The sequence below is a fragment of the Pseudidiomarina aestuarii genome (assembly GCF_048263735.1).
Classification (GTDB): domain Bacteria; phylum Pseudomonadota; class Gammaproteobacteria; order Enterobacterales; family Alteromonadaceae; genus Pseudidiomarina; species Pseudidiomarina aestuarii_B.
The window spans coordinates 57,620-73,705 of record NZ_JBLXDX010000001.1; the positions used below are offsets into that span (position 1 = coordinate 57,620).

General features: G+C 49.6%; 18 protein-coding genes. 15 read left to right on the forward strand and 3 right to left on the reverse strand.

What is annotated here, in order from left to right:
• Positions 1-5: 5 nt before the first annotated feature.
• Genes ccoO through ttcA form a run of 9 tightly spaced genes read left to right on the forward strand, consistent with a single transcriptional unit; the run spans position 6 to position 7,539 of the window.
• The gene (gene ccoO / locus ACN0S4_RS00255) at positions 6-629 is read left to right on the forward strand and encodes a cytochrome-c oxidase, cbb3-type subunit II (RefSeq protein WP_169929831.1); all 624 of its coding nucleotides are present in this window, start codon (positions 6-8) and stop codon (positions 627-629) included.
• Position 630: 1 nt separating this feature from the next.
• Complete coding sequence (locus ACN0S4_RS00260) at positions 631-822, forward strand: cbb3-type cytochrome oxidase subunit 3 (protein ID WP_417655756.1); 192 nt, start codon at positions 631-633, stop codon at positions 820-822.
• Positions 815-1,768, forward strand: a complete 954-nt coding sequence (gene ccoP / locus ACN0S4_RS00265; protein ID WP_417655757.1) for a cytochrome-c oxidase, cbb3-type subunit III — start codon at positions 815-817, stop codon at positions 1,766-1,768. The genes ACN0S4_RS00260 and ccoP overlap by 8 nt, the downstream gene beginning before the upstream one ends.
• 48 nt (positions 1,769-1,816) lie before the next feature.
• The gene (locus ACN0S4_RS00270; RefSeq protein ID WP_417655758.1) at positions 1,817-2,317 is read left to right on the forward strand and encodes a FixH family protein; all 501 of its coding nucleotides are present in this window, start codon (positions 1,817-1,819) and stop codon (positions 2,315-2,317) included.
• A gap of 1 nt (position 2,318) precedes the next feature.
• Positions 2,319-4,760: a heavy metal translocating P-type ATPase gene (locus tag ACN0S4_RS00275; RefSeq protein ID WP_417655759.1), complete on the forward strand. Its 2,442-nt coding sequence runs from the start codon at positions 2,319-2,321 to the stop codon at positions 4,758-4,760.
• A complete protein-coding gene (ccoS, locus tag ACN0S4_RS00280; RefSeq protein ID WP_417655760.1) occupies positions 4,760-4,936 on the forward strand; it encodes a cbb3-type cytochrome oxidase assembly protein CcoS in 177 nt (58 codons plus the stop codon). The genes ACN0S4_RS00275 and ccoS overlap by 1 nt, the downstream gene beginning before the upstream one ends.
• Complete coding sequence (locus ACN0S4_RS00285) at positions 4,926-5,582, forward strand: sulfite exporter TauE/SafE family protein (protein WP_417655761.1); 657 nt, start codon at positions 4,926-4,928, stop codon at positions 5,580-5,582. The genes ccoS and ACN0S4_RS00285 overlap by 11 nt, the downstream gene beginning before the upstream one ends.
• 47 nt (positions 5,583-5,629) lie before the next feature.
• Entirely contained in the window at positions 5,630-6,559 is a 930-nt protein-coding gene (uspE, locus tag ACN0S4_RS00290; RefSeq protein ID WP_417655762.1) for a universal stress protein UspE, read from the forward strand.
• Positions 6,560-6,591: 32 nt separating this feature from the next.
• Positions 6,592-7,539: a tRNA 2-thiocytidine(32) synthetase TtcA gene (gene ttcA / locus ACN0S4_RS00295; protein ID WP_417655763.1), complete on the forward strand. Its 948-nt coding sequence runs from the start codon at positions 6,592-6,594 to the stop codon at positions 7,537-7,539.
• On the opposite strand, the gene ACN0S4_RS00300 is transcribed toward ttcA, so the two are convergent.
• Both ACN0S4_RS00300 and ACN0S4_RS00305 read right to left on the reverse strand, forming a co-directional pair.
• Positions 7,508-8,395 carry a glucosaminidase domain-containing protein gene (locus ACN0S4_RS00300; protein ID WP_417655764.1) on the reverse strand — a complete coding sequence of 296 codons (888 nt, stop codon included), beginning with the start codon at positions 8,393-8,395 and terminating at the stop codon, positions 7,508-7,510. The genes ttcA and ACN0S4_RS00300 overlap by 32 nt on opposite strands.
• A 7-nt stretch (positions 8,396-8,402) precedes the next feature.
• Positions 8,403-9,236, reverse strand: coding sequence for a hypothetical protein (locus tag ACN0S4_RS00305; protein ID WP_417655765.1), 834 nt, complete (start codon positions 9,234-9,236; stop codon positions 8,403-8,405).
• A gap of 156 nt (positions 9,237-9,392) precedes the next feature.
• On the opposite strand from ACN0S4_RS00305, the gene ACN0S4_RS00310 reads away from it, so the two are divergent.
• The 5 genes from ACN0S4_RS00310 to ACN0S4_RS00330 are packed head-to-tail and all read left to right on the forward strand — an operon-like array spanning position 9,393 to position 14,367.
• Positions 9,393-10,013 (forward strand): pseudouridine synthase, encoded by a 621-nt coding sequence (locus tag ACN0S4_RS00310; RefSeq protein WP_417655766.1) that lies wholly within the window; start codon positions 9,393-9,395, stop codon positions 10,011-10,013.
• A gap of 38 nt (positions 10,014-10,051) precedes the next feature.
• On the forward strand, positions 10,052-11,194 hold the full coding sequence (gene mnmA, locus ACN0S4_RS00315; RefSeq protein WP_417655767.1) for a tRNA 2-thiouridine(34) synthase MnmA: 1,143 nt from the start codon (positions 10,052-10,054) through the stop codon (positions 11,192-11,194).
• Entirely contained in the window at positions 11,191-11,841 is a 651-nt protein-coding gene (gene hflD, locus ACN0S4_RS00320; RefSeq protein ID WP_417655768.1) for a high frequency lysogenization protein HflD, read from the forward strand. The genes mnmA and hflD overlap by 4 nt, the downstream gene beginning before the upstream one ends.
• On the forward strand, positions 11,841-13,214 hold the full coding sequence (gene purB, locus ACN0S4_RS00325; protein ID WP_417656538.1) for an adenylosuccinate lyase: 1,374 nt from the start codon (positions 11,841-11,843) through the stop codon (positions 13,212-13,214). The genes hflD and purB overlap by 1 nt, the downstream gene beginning before the upstream one ends.
• A 1-nt stretch (position 13,215) precedes the next feature.
• A complete protein-coding gene (locus ACN0S4_RS00330; protein ID WP_417655769.1) occupies positions 13,216-14,367 on the forward strand; it encodes a cupin domain-containing protein in 1,152 nt (383 codons plus the stop codon).
• Here ACN0S4_RS00330 and ACN0S4_RS00335 read toward each other — a convergent pair.
• Complete coding sequence (locus ACN0S4_RS00335) at positions 14,360-14,791, reverse strand: DUF4826 family protein (RefSeq protein WP_417655770.1); 432 nt, start codon at positions 14,789-14,791, stop codon at positions 14,360-14,362. The two genes, ACN0S4_RS00330 and ACN0S4_RS00335, sit on opposite strands and share 8 nt — an antisense overlap.
• A 239-nt stretch (positions 14,792-15,030) precedes the next feature.
• On the opposite strand from ACN0S4_RS00335, the gene ACN0S4_RS00340 reads away from it, so the two are divergent.
• Positions 15,031-16,083, forward strand: coding sequence for a Glu/Leu/Phe/Val dehydrogenase dimerization domain-containing protein (locus ACN0S4_RS00340; protein WP_417655771.1), 1,053 nt, complete (start codon positions 15,031-15,033; stop codon positions 16,081-16,083).
• Positions 16,084-16,086 lie beyond the last annotated feature (3 nt).

Here is a 16,086-nt window from a genome sequence, read left to right on the forward strand (position 1 = left end):
GAAAGATGAGCAAAAATTGGAAACACGACTTTGTTGAGAAACGCATTGGCTTATTCGCGATTTTGACAATTGTCGCCATCTCAATTGGTGGATTAGTCGAAATCACGCCGCTACTGTTTCAGAAGCAGACCAATGAGCCTGTAATTGGACTGAAACCTTATACAGCGCTGGAGATGGAAGGTCGCGATATCTATATTCGCGAGGGCTGTAATAACTGTCATAGCCAGATGATCCGTCCATTCCGCGCAGAAAGCGAACGGTATGGCCATTATTCACTGGCAGGTGAACATGTATGGGAGCGCCCTTTCTTGTGGGGTTCTAAACGTACTGGTCCTGACTTAGCGCGCGTTGGCGGACGATATTCAGACGAGTGGCATTACGTGCACCTCATGAATCCGCGTGACGTGGTGCCAGAATCCAACATGCCCGGATTTCCGTGGTTAGCAGAAGCAGAGCTGGATGGCGAATTAACCGCTAAGAAATTAGCGACATTCCGCACTTTTGGTGTGCCTTATACCGATGAGGACATCGCCGGCGCTAAAGCTGCTGTACAAGGCAAAACCGAGATGGAAGCCCTGATTGCATATCTGCAAGCCTTGGGTACCGGATTACAACAGCAGGCTAATTAAGATGGACTACATCACTTGGCGTGCGTTTTATACAGTATTAGTTTTTGTTTTGTTTATTGGTGTCGTGTTGTGGGCTTACAGCAAAAGTAGCAAAAAGAACTTTGATGAAGCCGCCCGTTCTATCTTCGAAGAAGATGAGCTGAAAGCTGTGGACCAGAACAAAACTAAACAGGAGTCGAAGAACCATGAGTAGCTTCTGGAGTGCATGGATAATTGTCCTCACCCTCGCCTTTTTAGTGGCCATTATTTGGCTGCTTCGCTGGAATATGAAAAATTATACCGGCATCAAAGAAGGCGAGCTAATGGACCACGAGTTCGATGGCATTGTTGAGTACAACAACCCAATGCCAACCTGGTGGACCTATTTATTCTGGGTTTGTATCGTGTGGGGTTTCCTTTACTTGGCTCTATACCCAGGTTTGGGTAACTTTGCTGGATTGTTAGGCTGGACCAGTTCGAACCAAGAGGTGTTATCACTCGAGGAATCGGAACAAGCGACAGTTGCGGCACGAGAAGCTGGCCTGATTGTTCAATATGACCGTGAAATGCAGCAAGCGGATGAAGTGTTTGGTCCGATCTTCAAAGCTTATGCTGAGCGCCCTATCAAGGAGCTCGCAAAAGACCCCGATGCGTTAAAAATTGGGCAACGTTTATTTTTGCAAAACTGTGCTCAGTGTCACGGCTCGAATGCACAAGGCGGTAACGGATTCCCGAACCTTACCGATGATGATTGGTTGTATGGTGGCGAACCAGAAGACATCGTCTACAGCCTGGTGAACGGTCGTCGCGGTCAAATGCCTGGCTGGAAAGAACAATTTTCAGAAGAGCAGATCACGGAACTTGCTGTTTACGTACTGAGCTTATCAGGTCGTAAAGTCGATCCTGAGCTAGCCAGCGCCGGTAAACAAAATTATGCGGTATGTGCTGCCTGTCATGGCCAAGATGGTAAAGGAAATCAACAGCTTGGAGCGCCGAATCTAACGGATAATATCTGGTTGTATGGCGGTGGTTCACAAGCGTCAATTGAAGAAACCTTACGTAACGGTCGCAACGGTGTGATGCCAGCCTGGGATGAGATTCTCGGTGAGGATAAAATTCACATTATCAGCGCTTATGTCTACGGGCTATCGCAAGAGTAATGCTGAAACCCCGCTCCGGCGGGGTTTTTTCTAATTGATGGAGAATCTATGACAGTCAAACCTTGGTACAAGCAGTTCTGGCCGTGGTTTCTGATGGGTCTGCCCTTTTCGGTCATTATCGCCATGATCATCACCCTGACAATTGCGAGCCAGTATGGTGACAACCCAATGGTGGTCGATGATTACTATAAGAAAGGTCGCGGCATCAATGTGCAAGTTGAGAAGGTCCAAGTTGCGCAGCAATTGAATATCAGTTTTTCTTTTCAGCACACAACCGAGCAATTTACGCTCGCTTATGCGTCTGGCGCTCCAGCTGAACTCACGGCATTACGGGTTAGTTTTTACCACAGCACGTTGTCACAACGTGATTTCGAGCAAGTGGTCACGGCTGATGCTGAAGGCGTCTTTCGCGGTCAGCTGCCAGCAGAGCTCGAGGGGAAATGGACGGTTACCGTTACCCCATTTGACAACGCTTGGCGCCTGTCGCAAAGCATTCAGTTACCCACCGTGAGAGCACTCACGTTAAAGCCTCTGACGTACGGAGTTTAAGATGAGCAAGCAGTTGCCAGCAGTTCCAGTAGGACTGTGTTACCACTGCTTGCAATCCCTCCCGCAAGACGGCGTCATTACGCACTCGTTAGCGGGTCAAACTGTGGAGTTGTGTTGTTACGGCTGTCAGGCTGTTGCCAGTACCATTGAAGAACACAACCTGCTGCACTTCTATCAATTCCGCGATACCTCGAATCCACTGCAAGTCCCATTGCTGCCTGAAGAGTTACAAGAGCTCAAAGCCTACGATGATGAGCGGCTGCAGGAGCAACTCAGCCATGCTATGGACGATGGTCGCGAAATTACGCTCTCGGTCGAAGGGATGACTTGCTCCGCTTGCGCTTGGCTGATTGAGCGTGAACTCGAACATCTCTCTGGGCTGTACTCAGTCCGCGTGAATGCAACGACCGAACGCGTGACAGTTCAATGGTCTCCCGAGCGCGTTCAACTTAGCGAGATCTTACAAACTATCGCTGGACTTGGTTACCGAGCACTCCCGTTTCAAGCTGCACAGCAAGAGTCCGATTTTAAAAAACGCCGTCGCTATTTCGTCAATCGACTCGGCGTGGCGGGCCTTGCAACGATGCAAGTCATGATGATTGCAATCGCGCTCTACTTTGGCGTCGTTAGTGATCTCGACGATTCGCTGCGGCAGTTCATGTGGTGGATTAGTCTATTTTTTGCGACGCCTGTGTTGCTCTACTCGGCACAACCGTTCTACTTGAGCGCATTACGCAGTATTCAAGCACGACAGCCCAACATGGATGTTCCGGTCAGTCTTGCACTACTCGGCGCCTACGGGGCGAGTGCTTATGCCACAGTCACGAATCAGGGCGAGGTCTATTTCGAGTCGGTCAGCATGTTCACCTTTTTCTTGCTTGCGGGAAGGTATTTAGAACTGCTCGCAAAGCAAAAGGCGATGAGCCATGCAGCGAACTTAATTAAGTTACTCCCAGCGATAGCTAACCGAGAACGTGCAAACGGGACTTATGAAACCATACCAGTGCACCAATTAGCACTGGGCGATGTCATTCAAATACCTGCTGGAAATACGATTCCGGTGGATGGTGAGTTGCTCGACGAAACGGCTCAGGTCAACGAAAGTTTGTTGACTGGAGAAAGCCGACTGCAAACTAAATCGACGCACGAAGTCATGCTGGCTGGCAGTATTCCACCGCTGCAAAGTATTCGGATTCGGGTGACCGCGAGTCAACAGCAGACGGTACTTGCCAGTATTATTGCATTGCAAGATACGGCGCTGTCGCGAAAACCAAAATTGGCAGCAACCGCAGAAGCCCTCGCCAATAAATTTGTGATTCGGCTCCTGGTACTGGCAGGGGCGACTTTCTTTGCCTGGTCATTCATTGATCCCCAGCAGGCGTTCTGGATCACCCTCGCGGTGCTAGTTGCGACCTGCCCTTGTGCATTGGCCTTAGCAGCTCCAACTGCTGTGACGGGTGCGATTCACCGACTCAATCGAGCTGGCATTATTGTTCGGAATGCCGACGTCTTTACTCGTGTTGAAGAAGCTAAGACTTTATTAATCGACAAAACCGGTACCCTCACCACAGGTCACTTCCGCGTCGTGAACTGGCACAATCATCAACCCACAGTGTATTCCGATACCGAAATACAGCAGTGCATTCGTGAGCTTGAACGTGATGCTGTACACCCTTATGCACACTGCTTAAAACAGTGGGCAATTGAACACGCTCAAGCATCTGGAGAGCGTCTATGGCAGCGTTTAGAACAAGTGCACGGCGCTGGGGTCTGTACATCAGCTGCGCAGCCTGAACATTGCTATCGACTCGGTTCCTTGAGTTGGATCCAAGAATGGCATCCGGATTTCGTTCCAATGCATCCGCACAGCCAAGTATTTTTAGCCAATCAGCAGGCGGTACTTGCTGAAGTCGAACTACAAGATGAACTGCGACCCGAAATTGAAAGCACTATTGCAGCATTGAAAGCGAGTGGTGTCCAAGTGGTCATGTTAACAGGCGACCGTGATGTCTATGCACAGCCGGTGGCTAATCGCTTAGGCATTGATATCGTTCACGCACAGTGCATGCCTGCTGATAAATTACGTTGGCTCGAACATTATCAATCGCAAGGTGCTGTGATGATGATTGGCGATGGCTTGAATGATGGTCCGGTGCTCGCACAAGCAGATATTGCCATCACCTTCAGTCAGGCTGCAGATTTAGCTCGCATTGCAGCTGATGTCATTCTAATCAACCAAAGTGGTGATGGCATCTCAACGTTTCGCACGACCGCGCTTCGTTGCCGCAGTATCATGAATCAAAATATTCGTTGGGCATTGCTCTATAATGTCATCATTATTCCGGTTGCAGTCGCTGGGTTTCTTACTCCGTACATGGCTGCAATTGGCATGTCCGCCAGTTCGCTGCTGGTCTTATTGAACTCACTCAGGCTCTATCGCTAATGGAAAGTTTGTATATTTTGATTCCAATTGCCCTTTTCTTCGTGGTCTTGGCTGTAGGTATCTTCCTCTGGGCGGTTCGCTCTGATCAGTTTGAAGACTTAGAGCGTAAGGGTATGGACGTCCTGCTCGACGACAAACCAGCGCAGAAAACGCGGCAGGATGACGATGCTAGATAGTTTCGCCGCCTTGCTGATGGGGCTTGCCGGAGCTGGCCATTGCATTATGATGTGTGGTGGTATTGCCGGCGCTTTTGGTCAGTCCGTATCGACCACAACACTCCTCTTCTACAATTTAGGTCGAATTACCTCCTACTGTATTGCTGGTGCACTGGTTGGCTATGCAGCGAGTGTGCTGACTTTATTAATGCCAGATGCGCTTTTGGTACTGCGATTCGTATCCGGACTTTTACTCATATTATTTGGACTTTACTTAGCGGGTTGGTGGCTGGTGTTACGTCGACTTGAGCGTATTGGCATGCCGTTATGGCGTCGCTTACAGCCCTTTGCACAGAGAATCAGACAACGGCAACAACTGCCCGCCATTTTCGGCGCTGGCATGCTTTGGGGCTGGCTACCCTGCGGCTTAGTTTACAGTGCGCTCAGCTGGGCCGCCCTCAGCGGCTCTGCCAGCCAAGGCGCCTGGATGATGCTGATGTTTGGATTCGGTACCTTTCCCGCGATGTTCGCCTTCGGCTGGTTCAGTAAAGCACTGCAAAGTATTCTAAAATCTCAAGGCTTCCGCCAAGCCATGGGTATCATCATGATTCTGTATGGTGCTTGGGTTATTCAAATTGCGTTACGACAAATATCACTTTTCAGTTAGCTTGAACTACACTAGATAATGTTGTGGTTTAGGTTTGGAGGTGAAAAATGAGCTGCGTCAACAATATCTTAGTTGTGCTTGATCCTGAAGGTACTGAACAAAAGGCGCTCAACCGCGCGCTACAACTCGCCCGTATTTCCGGCGCGAAACTCACACTATTACTCTCCATTTATGACTTCTCATACGAAATGACGACCATGTTGGCCGCTGAGGAACGTGATCTCATGCGCGATAGTTTGATCGATGATCGACGCGTGTGGATCCGTGATCTCTTGGAAGATTACAACACTCGCGATCTTCACATCGACATTCAAGTGGTTTGGCACAACCGGCCGTTCGAAGCCATTATTGAAGCTGCCATTGCTGGCAAGCATGACATCATCGTGAAAGGCACGAAGCAACGTGAGGGGCTTGCTGCATTGCTGTTTACTCCAACCGACTGGCATTTGTTACGGAAAGCACCCTGCCTCGTCTTGCTCGTCAAAGAACACGATTGGCCAGAGCGTGGGCAAATTCTGGCCGCAATTCATACCACCGGTGAGAACAATCAGCACCAAGAACTCAACCAACGCATTACCGAACAGGCGCTGCGGTTTGCGCAATGCTTGAGTAGCACGGTGCACCTCGTGAATGCTTACCCTGGAGCACCGTTGACCATTGCCGCAGAAATTCCCGAGTTTGATACCGGTAATTACCGCGAAAGTATCGCTGAAAACCACCGTCAAGCACTGGCAGAGCACGCCACGCCTTTTGCTATCCCTCCAGCTCAACAACACGTGCAAGAAGGTCTCCCCGAGCAAGTCATTCCAGCCTTGGCGAAAGAACTCGACGCAGAGCTTGTGGTCTTGGGAACCATGGGGCGGACAGGATTCAGTGCAGCATTACTGGGCAACACCGCTGAGCATGTTATTGAACAGCTCAATTGTGATTTACTCGCAGTAAAACCTGCGGGATTTCAATCGCCGGTTAAGGTATAATCGCGCCGTTTTTTCATCAAGCGGTAGTGAATATGTCGACACCACAAACAATAGCCAGCTTAGGTCCTACGGCCAAGAAGCAAAAATACGCCTTGAATAAGTTACAAAAACGTCTGCGTCGTGACGTCGGGCGGGCTATTGAAGATTTTAATATGATCGAAGACGGTGACCGTGTGATGGTCTGCCTGTCAGGTGGCAAAGATAGTTATACGCTGCTCGATATTTTACGTTTCCTGCAGCGAATTGCTCCGATCAAATTTGAGATCATTGCGGTGAATCTGGACCAGAAACAACCCGGTTTTCCAGAGCATATTTTACCCGAGTATCTGACCCGTGAGGGCGTCGACTTCCGCATTATTGAAGAAGATACCTATTCAATAGTGAAAGAAAAGATTCCTGAAGGAAAAACCACCTGCTCGCTGTGCTCGCGGTTGCGGCGCGGCATTCTCTATCGTGTCGCCAACGAGCTAGGCGCAACCAAGATTGCACTCGGTCACCATCGCGATGACATGCTGGAAACTTTGTTATTGAATATGTTTTACGGTGGCACCATGAAATCAATGCCGCCTAAGTTGGTCAGCGACAATGGTCAGCATGTGGTGATTCGTCCACTGGCCTACGCCCGCGAGAAAGATATTGCGAAATACTCCGAAGCATGTGAATTCCCTATTATTCCTTGCAACCTCTGTGGCTCGCAGGAGAATTTACAACGCAAAGTTATTAAAGACATGTTGAAACAATGGGATCGCAATCATCCTGGTCGTATCGAAAGTATGTTTTCGGCACTCCAAAACGTCGTCCCATCGCATCTAGCCGACGCAAGTTTGTTTAGGTTTAAGTCGATAACCGCAACTGGGCAAGAGAATCCGGATGGTGATACGGCGTTTGATCACAGCACGCCGACCACCTATCTCAACTTCCGCGACGAAGATGACCAAGCGGAGGACGTTACTCCGATCCAGGTGCTGAATCTAAGTTAGATTCGGCATCCGAGTTCGCGTCAGACTCAATCACATCAACAATAATCGGGCGATTGACCCGAATCATAGAGTTGAGTTCGTCAATATAGTCTTCGCCACGCTCGGAATAACTGAGTAAGCCTGGAGTCAGGTCAAGCGCTCGGATATCAGCACCCTCGAGACGTTTTTGCTCGCGCAACACGCGCAAGTCCAAATAAGCCGGGTGCGTATTGATGTTACGCAAATAACTGCGCACCGACGCATTCACCGTAGCGAACTTCTGTACCTCATGATTCGCCCCTTCTGGACGCGAATCCGGCACAATTCCGCAGCCTTCACTAAAGCACCATTGGCCGAAAAAATTCAACCCATCGCGCGCAAACCGTGACGTACCCCAACCTGATTCATTGGCGGCCTGTACGAGGACCAGAGCCTCTGGCACGACATCGACACGCCGCAATAACAGATCAAACTGTGTACCGAGCGCAACAGAATCAGTTTTGACTCGATAGAGACTCGCTAATTGCTTTAACCACGCCAACTCACCAGTCTTCAGTGCATTGGAATCAACTTTCCAGCGTTCATGTAGACGCAGTAAGCGATCTCTTTGAACCTCAATCCGACTATTTTCGGCCTGAACTAGGGGGGCTAAAAAAGCAAAAAATGCCTGCTTTTTATCTCGAGTGTCTGTGTAGGAAGTAAAGTCTGGAACTTCGGTATGGACAGGTGCTTCCAGCAAGACCACAGGCTCGCCGGGACGTAATGATGGTACGTCTGCCAGCGTGTTGTGCAGTTGGATGGGAAGATAGACGCACACCGCAACCGCGCTGAGCGTCATGACCAATAGACTACCGTGCCAAAATTTTTGACTCTGCATAGATCCTCTATTCGTTGTGAGTTTCATTATTGACGGGTGGAGTTACCTCGTCCTGACCTTCAGTAATGACAGGTTCAGACTCTTGCTGATCATGGTCACCCAACAATGAGATGTAAACCACACCTGTCAGGTTAAACATCATTGGAAGTGTAAAAAGCAAACCTAGAAATAACGGCAACGCACTGATAATCACAATAATGCTCATAATAATGACCAAGCCCAACACCCGCCAGAAGTATCGGCGAAGCACCAGCACTGAGCCCATAATCGATTTAAAAACGCTAGTTTGACGATGCACGACCAAAGGTATCGCCAACATGAATGTAATGTTGATGATAATCAGTGCAATAATCCCAATTGCACCTGCAGCTGACGGACTAAACTGACCAATACTCATAAACGCTAAGAATGTGATGACGGCGGGTAAAGCAATCCTGAAAAAGGTCACAGCCATGACTTGAAATGACCGCTGTAATACAGATAACGCGGCAGAAAACGTTAACTTGTCATCATTCGCATTGAGGATGCCGAGTAAAGTCAGGCCCCCCCATAACGGCGCAAGAATGATTTGCGTGACGATACCGATCCACTCGTTGTCACTTTGCAATTCAGGGTCCAGCATGACCTCAAACATCGTCATGCCTTCTGGAACCGGAAGGAACAAACTGTTCAACACCATCGCAATCAGAAAGTATGCGATCATCAACGGCAGCATGATCGGCAGACTGCGCACCGTAATTTCCCAAGCGCGCTGCAAAACTGCGCCTATAACGAAGGGTTCCTCACCCCGTAATGCTCTGCTGAAATTTCCCTGTCGTTTAACTAGTTTGTCATCACTCATGTCGGTTCCATTCTATTTTTAACTGTTTAATCATCGACATTGTTGCACTGAAATGCCCGAGTCGCTACGAAATAGTTTATCATTGTCGCCGCACGAGCGCACTTGCCGCTGCTCGGCAGAACCTCAGGGTTCTGTGCTATTTATTGGAGAGGAATTATGCCCGCCCCACAACGCCGTCGTTCACGAGTTCGCTCACCGACTAAGGACGCGATGAAAGTTCGTCCAGCCAACCCCAAAATCGTGTTGTTGAACAAACCGTTTGGCGTGTTAACGCAGTTTTCGGGTGACGACAATGAGCAAACATTGAAATCATTCGTGCCGTTCAAAGATGTCTACCCTGCGGGTCGCCTTGATAAGGACAGTGAAGGACTCTTGGTGTTGACCAACGATGGTGTTATTCAGCATAAGATTACGGATCCGAAATATAAAATGCCTAAGCTTTATTGGGCGCAAGTGGAAGGCATCCCGTCCACAGACGTGCTAAAAGCGTTGCGTGATGGCGTTGAATTGAATGATGGCGTAACAGCGCCCGCCGAAGTGTTCCTGATGGACGAACCAGCGGAATTATGGCCACGAGTCCCCCCGATTCGCGAACGGCAAGCCATTCCAACCGCATGGTTATGTTTGCGAATTACCGAAGGCCGCAATCGACAAGTTCGCCGAATGACTGCCGCGGTAGGCTACCCAACACTGCGTTTAATTCGAGCCGGTGTTGGACCGTGGACATTACGCGGAATGCAGCCTGGCGAGTGGCGTGAAGAGCCCTCTGTATGGTAGAATTCGCCGCCAGAAGAGTAAGGGTCAACTGAGTAGTTATGAGCACAGAAAAACACGACAATTCGCACCAAAAAGTCATCGTCGGTATGTCCGGCGGGGTTGATTCATCGGTATCTGCCTACTTACTCATGCAACAAGGCTATCAAGTTGAAGGCTTGTTCATGAAAAACTGGGAAGAAGACGATACTGACGAATATTGTGCGGCCGCAACAGATCTAGCCGATGCTGAAGCCGTCTGTGAAAAGCTCGGAATACCATTGCATACCGTGAATTTTGCGGCGGAATATTGGGACCACGTATTTGAATACTTCCTAGAAGAGTATCGCGCGGGTCGTACGCCAAATCCCGACATCATGTGCAATAAAGAAATCAAATTTAAAGCCTTTCTCGAGTTTGCGGCAGACGCGCTCGCGGCTGACTATATCGCCACTGGACACTACGTACGGCGTCGAGAAGTGGACGGAAAATGCCAATTATTACGTGGTCTGGACGACAACAAAGACCAAAGTTATTTTCTGTATACCCTCAGTCATGAGCACATTGCGCAAACGCTTTTTCCAGTTGGAGAACTCGAAAAGCCGGAAGTTCGCCGAATTGCTGAAGAACAAGGCCTAGTGACTGCAGACAAAAAAGATTCGACCGGCATTTGTTTTATCGGTGAACGTAAATTTAAAGATTTCCTGCAGCAATATTTACCCGCGCGGCCCGGCATCATTGAATCGGTCGATGGCGTCGAATTAGGCCAGCATGAGGGGTTGATGTATCACACCTTGGGCCAGCGTAAAGGCTTGCACATTGGCGGCGTCGCCGCTGCGGGTGATGAGCCTTGGTACGTGGTTGATAAAGACCTCGGGCGGAACGTGTTGATCGTCGCTCAAGGAGCGCAACACCCTCGGTTGATGTCAACCGGTCTTATTGCCGGTCAGTTACATTGGGTCAATCGCACCACACCAGCAGATAGCTTCACCGCAGTGGTAAAGACGCGTTATCGTCAACAGGACATCCCGTGTACGGTGAAACGTCTCGACGATGGTCGCGTCGAAGTTCAGTTTGACGCACCGGTCGCTGCGGTGACCCCAGGCCAGTCTGCTGTTTTTTACCAAGATGAGGTGTGTCTTGGAGGTGGAATCATCGAACAACGCCTAGCGAGTCACCTATCACCCTCCGAGGTACTGCTGTGAGACATGATGAATGGCAACAACGCGTATTATCGCTGGCAGCCATTGCACAAGCCGCAGCAGCGGTTAAACAGATAGCACGTGAAGGGAGCTTGCGAGATCCCGCGCATGGCCAGCCGTTGATTGACAGTGTTCTAAATCAGAGTCCAAGTGGCTTTGATGCGATTTATCCTGAGCCTCGAGCGCTACAATGGGGGCTGGAACAACTCCTCCAACAAATTGGCGCCACCCGTGACAAAGACGTTGAAATCACACGTTATGTTGTTGGTATTCTTGCACTGGCACGAAAATTTCTGCGCACAGAAAAAGCGCAACAGCAATTGGGACAGCGCATCGAGCAACTGTATCGTCAGCAACATGACTTTCATTTCAACACTGACACCGTTATTGCTGGCATGGCGAGTGCCTACAGCGACTGTATATCACCGCTCAGTCAACCATTAAAAATTAATGGTAAACCTGATTATTTAAAGCAAGCGACTGTTCAAAATCAGATTCGCGCATTCTTACTAGCCGGCGTTCGCAACGCCGTGCTGTGGAATCACTTAGGCGGCAAACGTCGTCATTTCTTGTTTTCGCGCCAACGTATGGTGCGTACCGCACAATCCCTTTTACGCACTTTACATGAGCAATCGGAGCCTCAATCATGATGAATTTGTCCGCCCTCACCGCTTTGTCCCCAGTCGATGGCCGCTACGGCAGCAAAGCTGCTGCATTGCGCCCTATGTTTAGCGAGTATGGACTCATTCGCAATCGCGTTGTGGTTGAAGTGCGTTGGCTCCAGCATTTAGCCAGCATTCCAGCCATTGCTGAAGTGCCGGCATTCAGTGCAGCGGCAAACGCGCATTTGGAAGCGCTGGTCGAAAACTTCACGGAAGAACATGCGGAACGGATTAAGACCATTGAGCGCACGACCAATCATGACGTGAAAGCGGTCGAGTATTTCTTGAAAGAATACGTGGCTGACCACGCCGAATTGGCTGCAGTCAGCGAGTTTATCCACTTTGCCTGTACCTCTGAAGACATCAATAACCTATCGCATGCACTGATGTTGCGTGAAGCGCGTGATCAGGTCATGGTGCCGGTCATGACTGAGCTACATAATGCTGTTATGGCGTTGGCAGTAGAACACAAAGCCGTACCTATGATGGCACGTACTCACGGCCAACCCGCTACACCAACCACACTTGGTAAGGAAATGGCTAACGTAGCAGTTCGTCTACAGCGGCAAATCGAGCAGTTCAGTGCTGTGCCATTGCTCGGCAAGCTCAACGGTGCAGTGGGTAATTACAACGCGCACATAGCCGCTTATCCAGAAGTCGATTGGCATCAAGAATCAGAGCGTTTTGTCACGAGTTTAGGTTTGCAGTGGAATGCCTTTACCACGCAAATTGAACCGCATGATTATATTGCGGAAATCTTCGCTGCTGTTGCACGTTTCAACACTATAGTAATCGACTTTGATCGTGATGTTTGGGGCTACATTGCTCTGAATCATTTCAAACAGCGCACGGTTGAAGGCGAAGTTGGTTCATCCACCATGCCGCACAAGGTCAATCCGATTGATTTCGAAAACTCTGAAGGCAATCTGGGCTTGGCGAATGCCATCATGGACCACCTTGGCAACAAATTGCCGGTCAGCCGCTGGCAGCGTGACCTCACTGATTCGACAGTCTTACGTAATTTAGGTGTTGGTTTTGCCTATGCACTGATTGCTTATCAAGCCACCTTGAAAGGCATCAGCAAACTTGAAGTGAACGCAGACAACCTACTCCGCGAGCTGGATCAAAACTGGGAATTGCTGGCAGAGCCTATTCAAACCGTCATGCGCCGTTATGGTATTGAAAAACCATATGAAAAGCTGAAAGACCTCACCCGCGGTAAACGCGTCAACCAACAAGCGATGGCAGTCTTTATAGACAGTCTCGAATTACCTGAAACGGTGAAGGCTGAGCTGAAATTACTGACGCCAGCATCGTACATTGGTCGCGCGATTCAGTTCGTCGATGACTTAGCGAGTTAACATGACTGTACGCCTGAACCTCGATACGAAAGAGTTTTTACAACAGTATTGGCAACGCCAGCCCTTGTTAATTCGTGGTGCGTTTGCGGATTTTAACGATCCCATCGAGCCCGAATTGCTCGCTGGCCTTGCGATGGAAGATGGTGTGGACTCGCGGGTCATCGAGAATCATCAGGGCGAGTGGAACGTTCAGCACGGTCCTTTCACCGACTACGAAGCCTTTGGCGAGAGCGGTTGGACCTTGTTAGTTCAATCCGTGAATGAGTGGTTCCCTGCGGTACAGAGTCTACTCCAACCGTTTCGGTTTTTACCGGATTGGCGCACCGATGATGTCATGGTGAGTTTTGCAACGGAGCACGGTGGTGTTGGCCCTCACTTGGACCAATACGATGTGTTTATTATCCAAGGCACAGGTACCCGTCATTGGCGCGTTGGTGAGCGCGTAACAGCAGCGGCAGAAAACTGCCCGCATCCTGATCTAAAACAACTCCAGACTGATTTTGTCGCCACTATTGATGCGGTTTTGACACCGGGTGATATGCTCTATATTCCGGCTGGCTGTCCGCATGAAGGGATTGCGCTCGAACCGAGCCTGAATTACTCCATAGGTTTTCGAGCACCGAACAGTGCCGAGTTCATTGCTGCACTTGCCGACGTATTGCATCAAACTGAGCAAAACTATCCGCGTTATCGAGATCCAGAAGCACTTCAAGCTGGCAGTGCGTTTCGCGTCGATTCGGACCAATTGAATTCAGTGAAGTCGTTTGTCCAGCGTGGCTTGAGTGAAGCACAACTCGAGGTCGCGCTGCTACAGGTTATGTCACAAAGTAAGCGGCCGTTACCACAGCCCGATGAAGCAATATCTGAAGCGGTATTAGCTCAAGCATTAGTAGCCGAACTGTTGCTCTGCCGTACGCCTGGTTCACGCATTTTGTTGGGACCGCAAGAAGAGGCGCTTTACTTTGCCGGAGAACGCTGGCCACTCGAAACAGTGCAGCGGGAGTTTGTCACGCAACTGGCGGAACAGTGGGAAGATTGTGAGCTCACGGACTACGCCAGCCAGCTCGCTCACGACCACAATCGCGAACTTCTGTGCGAGCTATTGCAAACTGGCGTGTTTTATTTGGTTCAAGAGGAAGATGAGCCTAGCTAACGGGCTCATCTTTCCATAAGTCGTCTTGCTCAGTCATTTCATACAGACTTTCGGCACGACCGACTAAGAAACTCGCATAGCGTTGCTGTTCTGGGTCTTTTGATGCTTCAGGATCCTGAACAATACCCTCAGCGCGCAGTTGCCACTGCAACGCAAAATGTTTCAGCGCATCACGAGCAGTTTCTGCCACTTTCGCACTCACGAAATCACTCGGAACATCACCGTTGATAGCCCAAATTTCTTTCTTATCTTGCGTGGTTAAGCGCCAAACCGCGACCAAAGGTACCAAGTAACGACACCGCTTCGTTAACACACGATCAACGATAATACCCTGCTCTGCCAAATACTTATTTGCTTTCTGAAAGTGCTCGCGGACCCATGCAGAAACATCTGCATCATTCGGCGGCGTAGTTGCTTCAGCCATAGTGAACCTATTTGTTTTAACTGGTCTAGTTACCGTATTGAAAGGCTGCCTCAACGAGGTGCCAAAGGGTCGTTATAGTAACGCGAAAGGCTGATTTGGCAAAGCCCAAAGCGCTGTAAACTTTGGTTGCAAAAGTTGACGTTTACGTAAACGAAATATTTTTTCCAGTTACTAGCGAAAGCAAGAACAAAATGGTAATGTGCGCGCACTTTATTGGGATAAACGAGGACTGATTACTCATGTCTCTATTTGAGCACACAGAGTTCGACCAACACGAGCAAGTCGTGTTTTGTCATGACAAAGAAACTGGTCTTAAAGCCATTATAGCTATCCACGATACTACTCTTGGCCCCTCTCTTGGTGGCACCCGTCTTTGGAATTATGCCTCTTCTGCAGAAGCTCTCACGGACGTTCTACGTTTATCGCGTGGCATGACCTATAAAAGCGCTCTCGCCGGACTGCCTTTAGGCGGCGGCAAAGCGGTTATCATTGGTGATGCAAAAACGATTAAGAGCCCTGAATTGTTCCGCGCTTATGGCCGTTTCATCAACTCACTCAGTGGTCGCTACATTACTGCTGAAGATGTGAACATCCGCACCAGCGACATCGCAATTGTGGCCGAAGAAACCACTTTTGTTGCTGGTACAGCTGAAAAAGCTGGCGACCCATCACCGCACACCGCTCTAGGAACGTATTTAGGTCTGAAAGCTGCGGCTAAACATAAGCTCGGTAACGAGAATTTGCAGGGTGTTAAAATTGCCGTGCAAGGTTTAGGTGCTGTCGGTTATGACTTCGCCGAATATTGCCATAAAGAAGGCGCCGAGCTCTTCGTGACCGATATCAACGAAGAAGCCTGTGAACGCGCAGCGCGTGAACTCGGTGCAACCGTGGTTGGTTTGGATGAGATCTACGGTTTAGACGTCGATGTTTATGCCCCTTGTGCGCTGGGTGCGACCATTAATGATCAAACACTCGCGGTACTGAAAGCAAAAATCATTGCTGGTAGCGCGAATAACCAGTTGGCAACACCTGCACATGACCAGATAGTGATGGATCAAGGCATCTTGTACGCTCCAGACTATGTGATCAATGCCGGTGGTGTCATCCACGTCTGTAGCGAAGCTGCGAACATGTCGCGCGTCGAGACCGATAAACGTGTTCGTGACATCTATGGCACCTTAGATACCATCTTTACTCGTTCTACTGCCGAGAATCGTCCGACCGGTCAAATCGCAGATGAGCTAGCTCGCGAAGTTATCGCCAAAGCCAAAGCCGCGAAGGCAAACGCTTAAGCT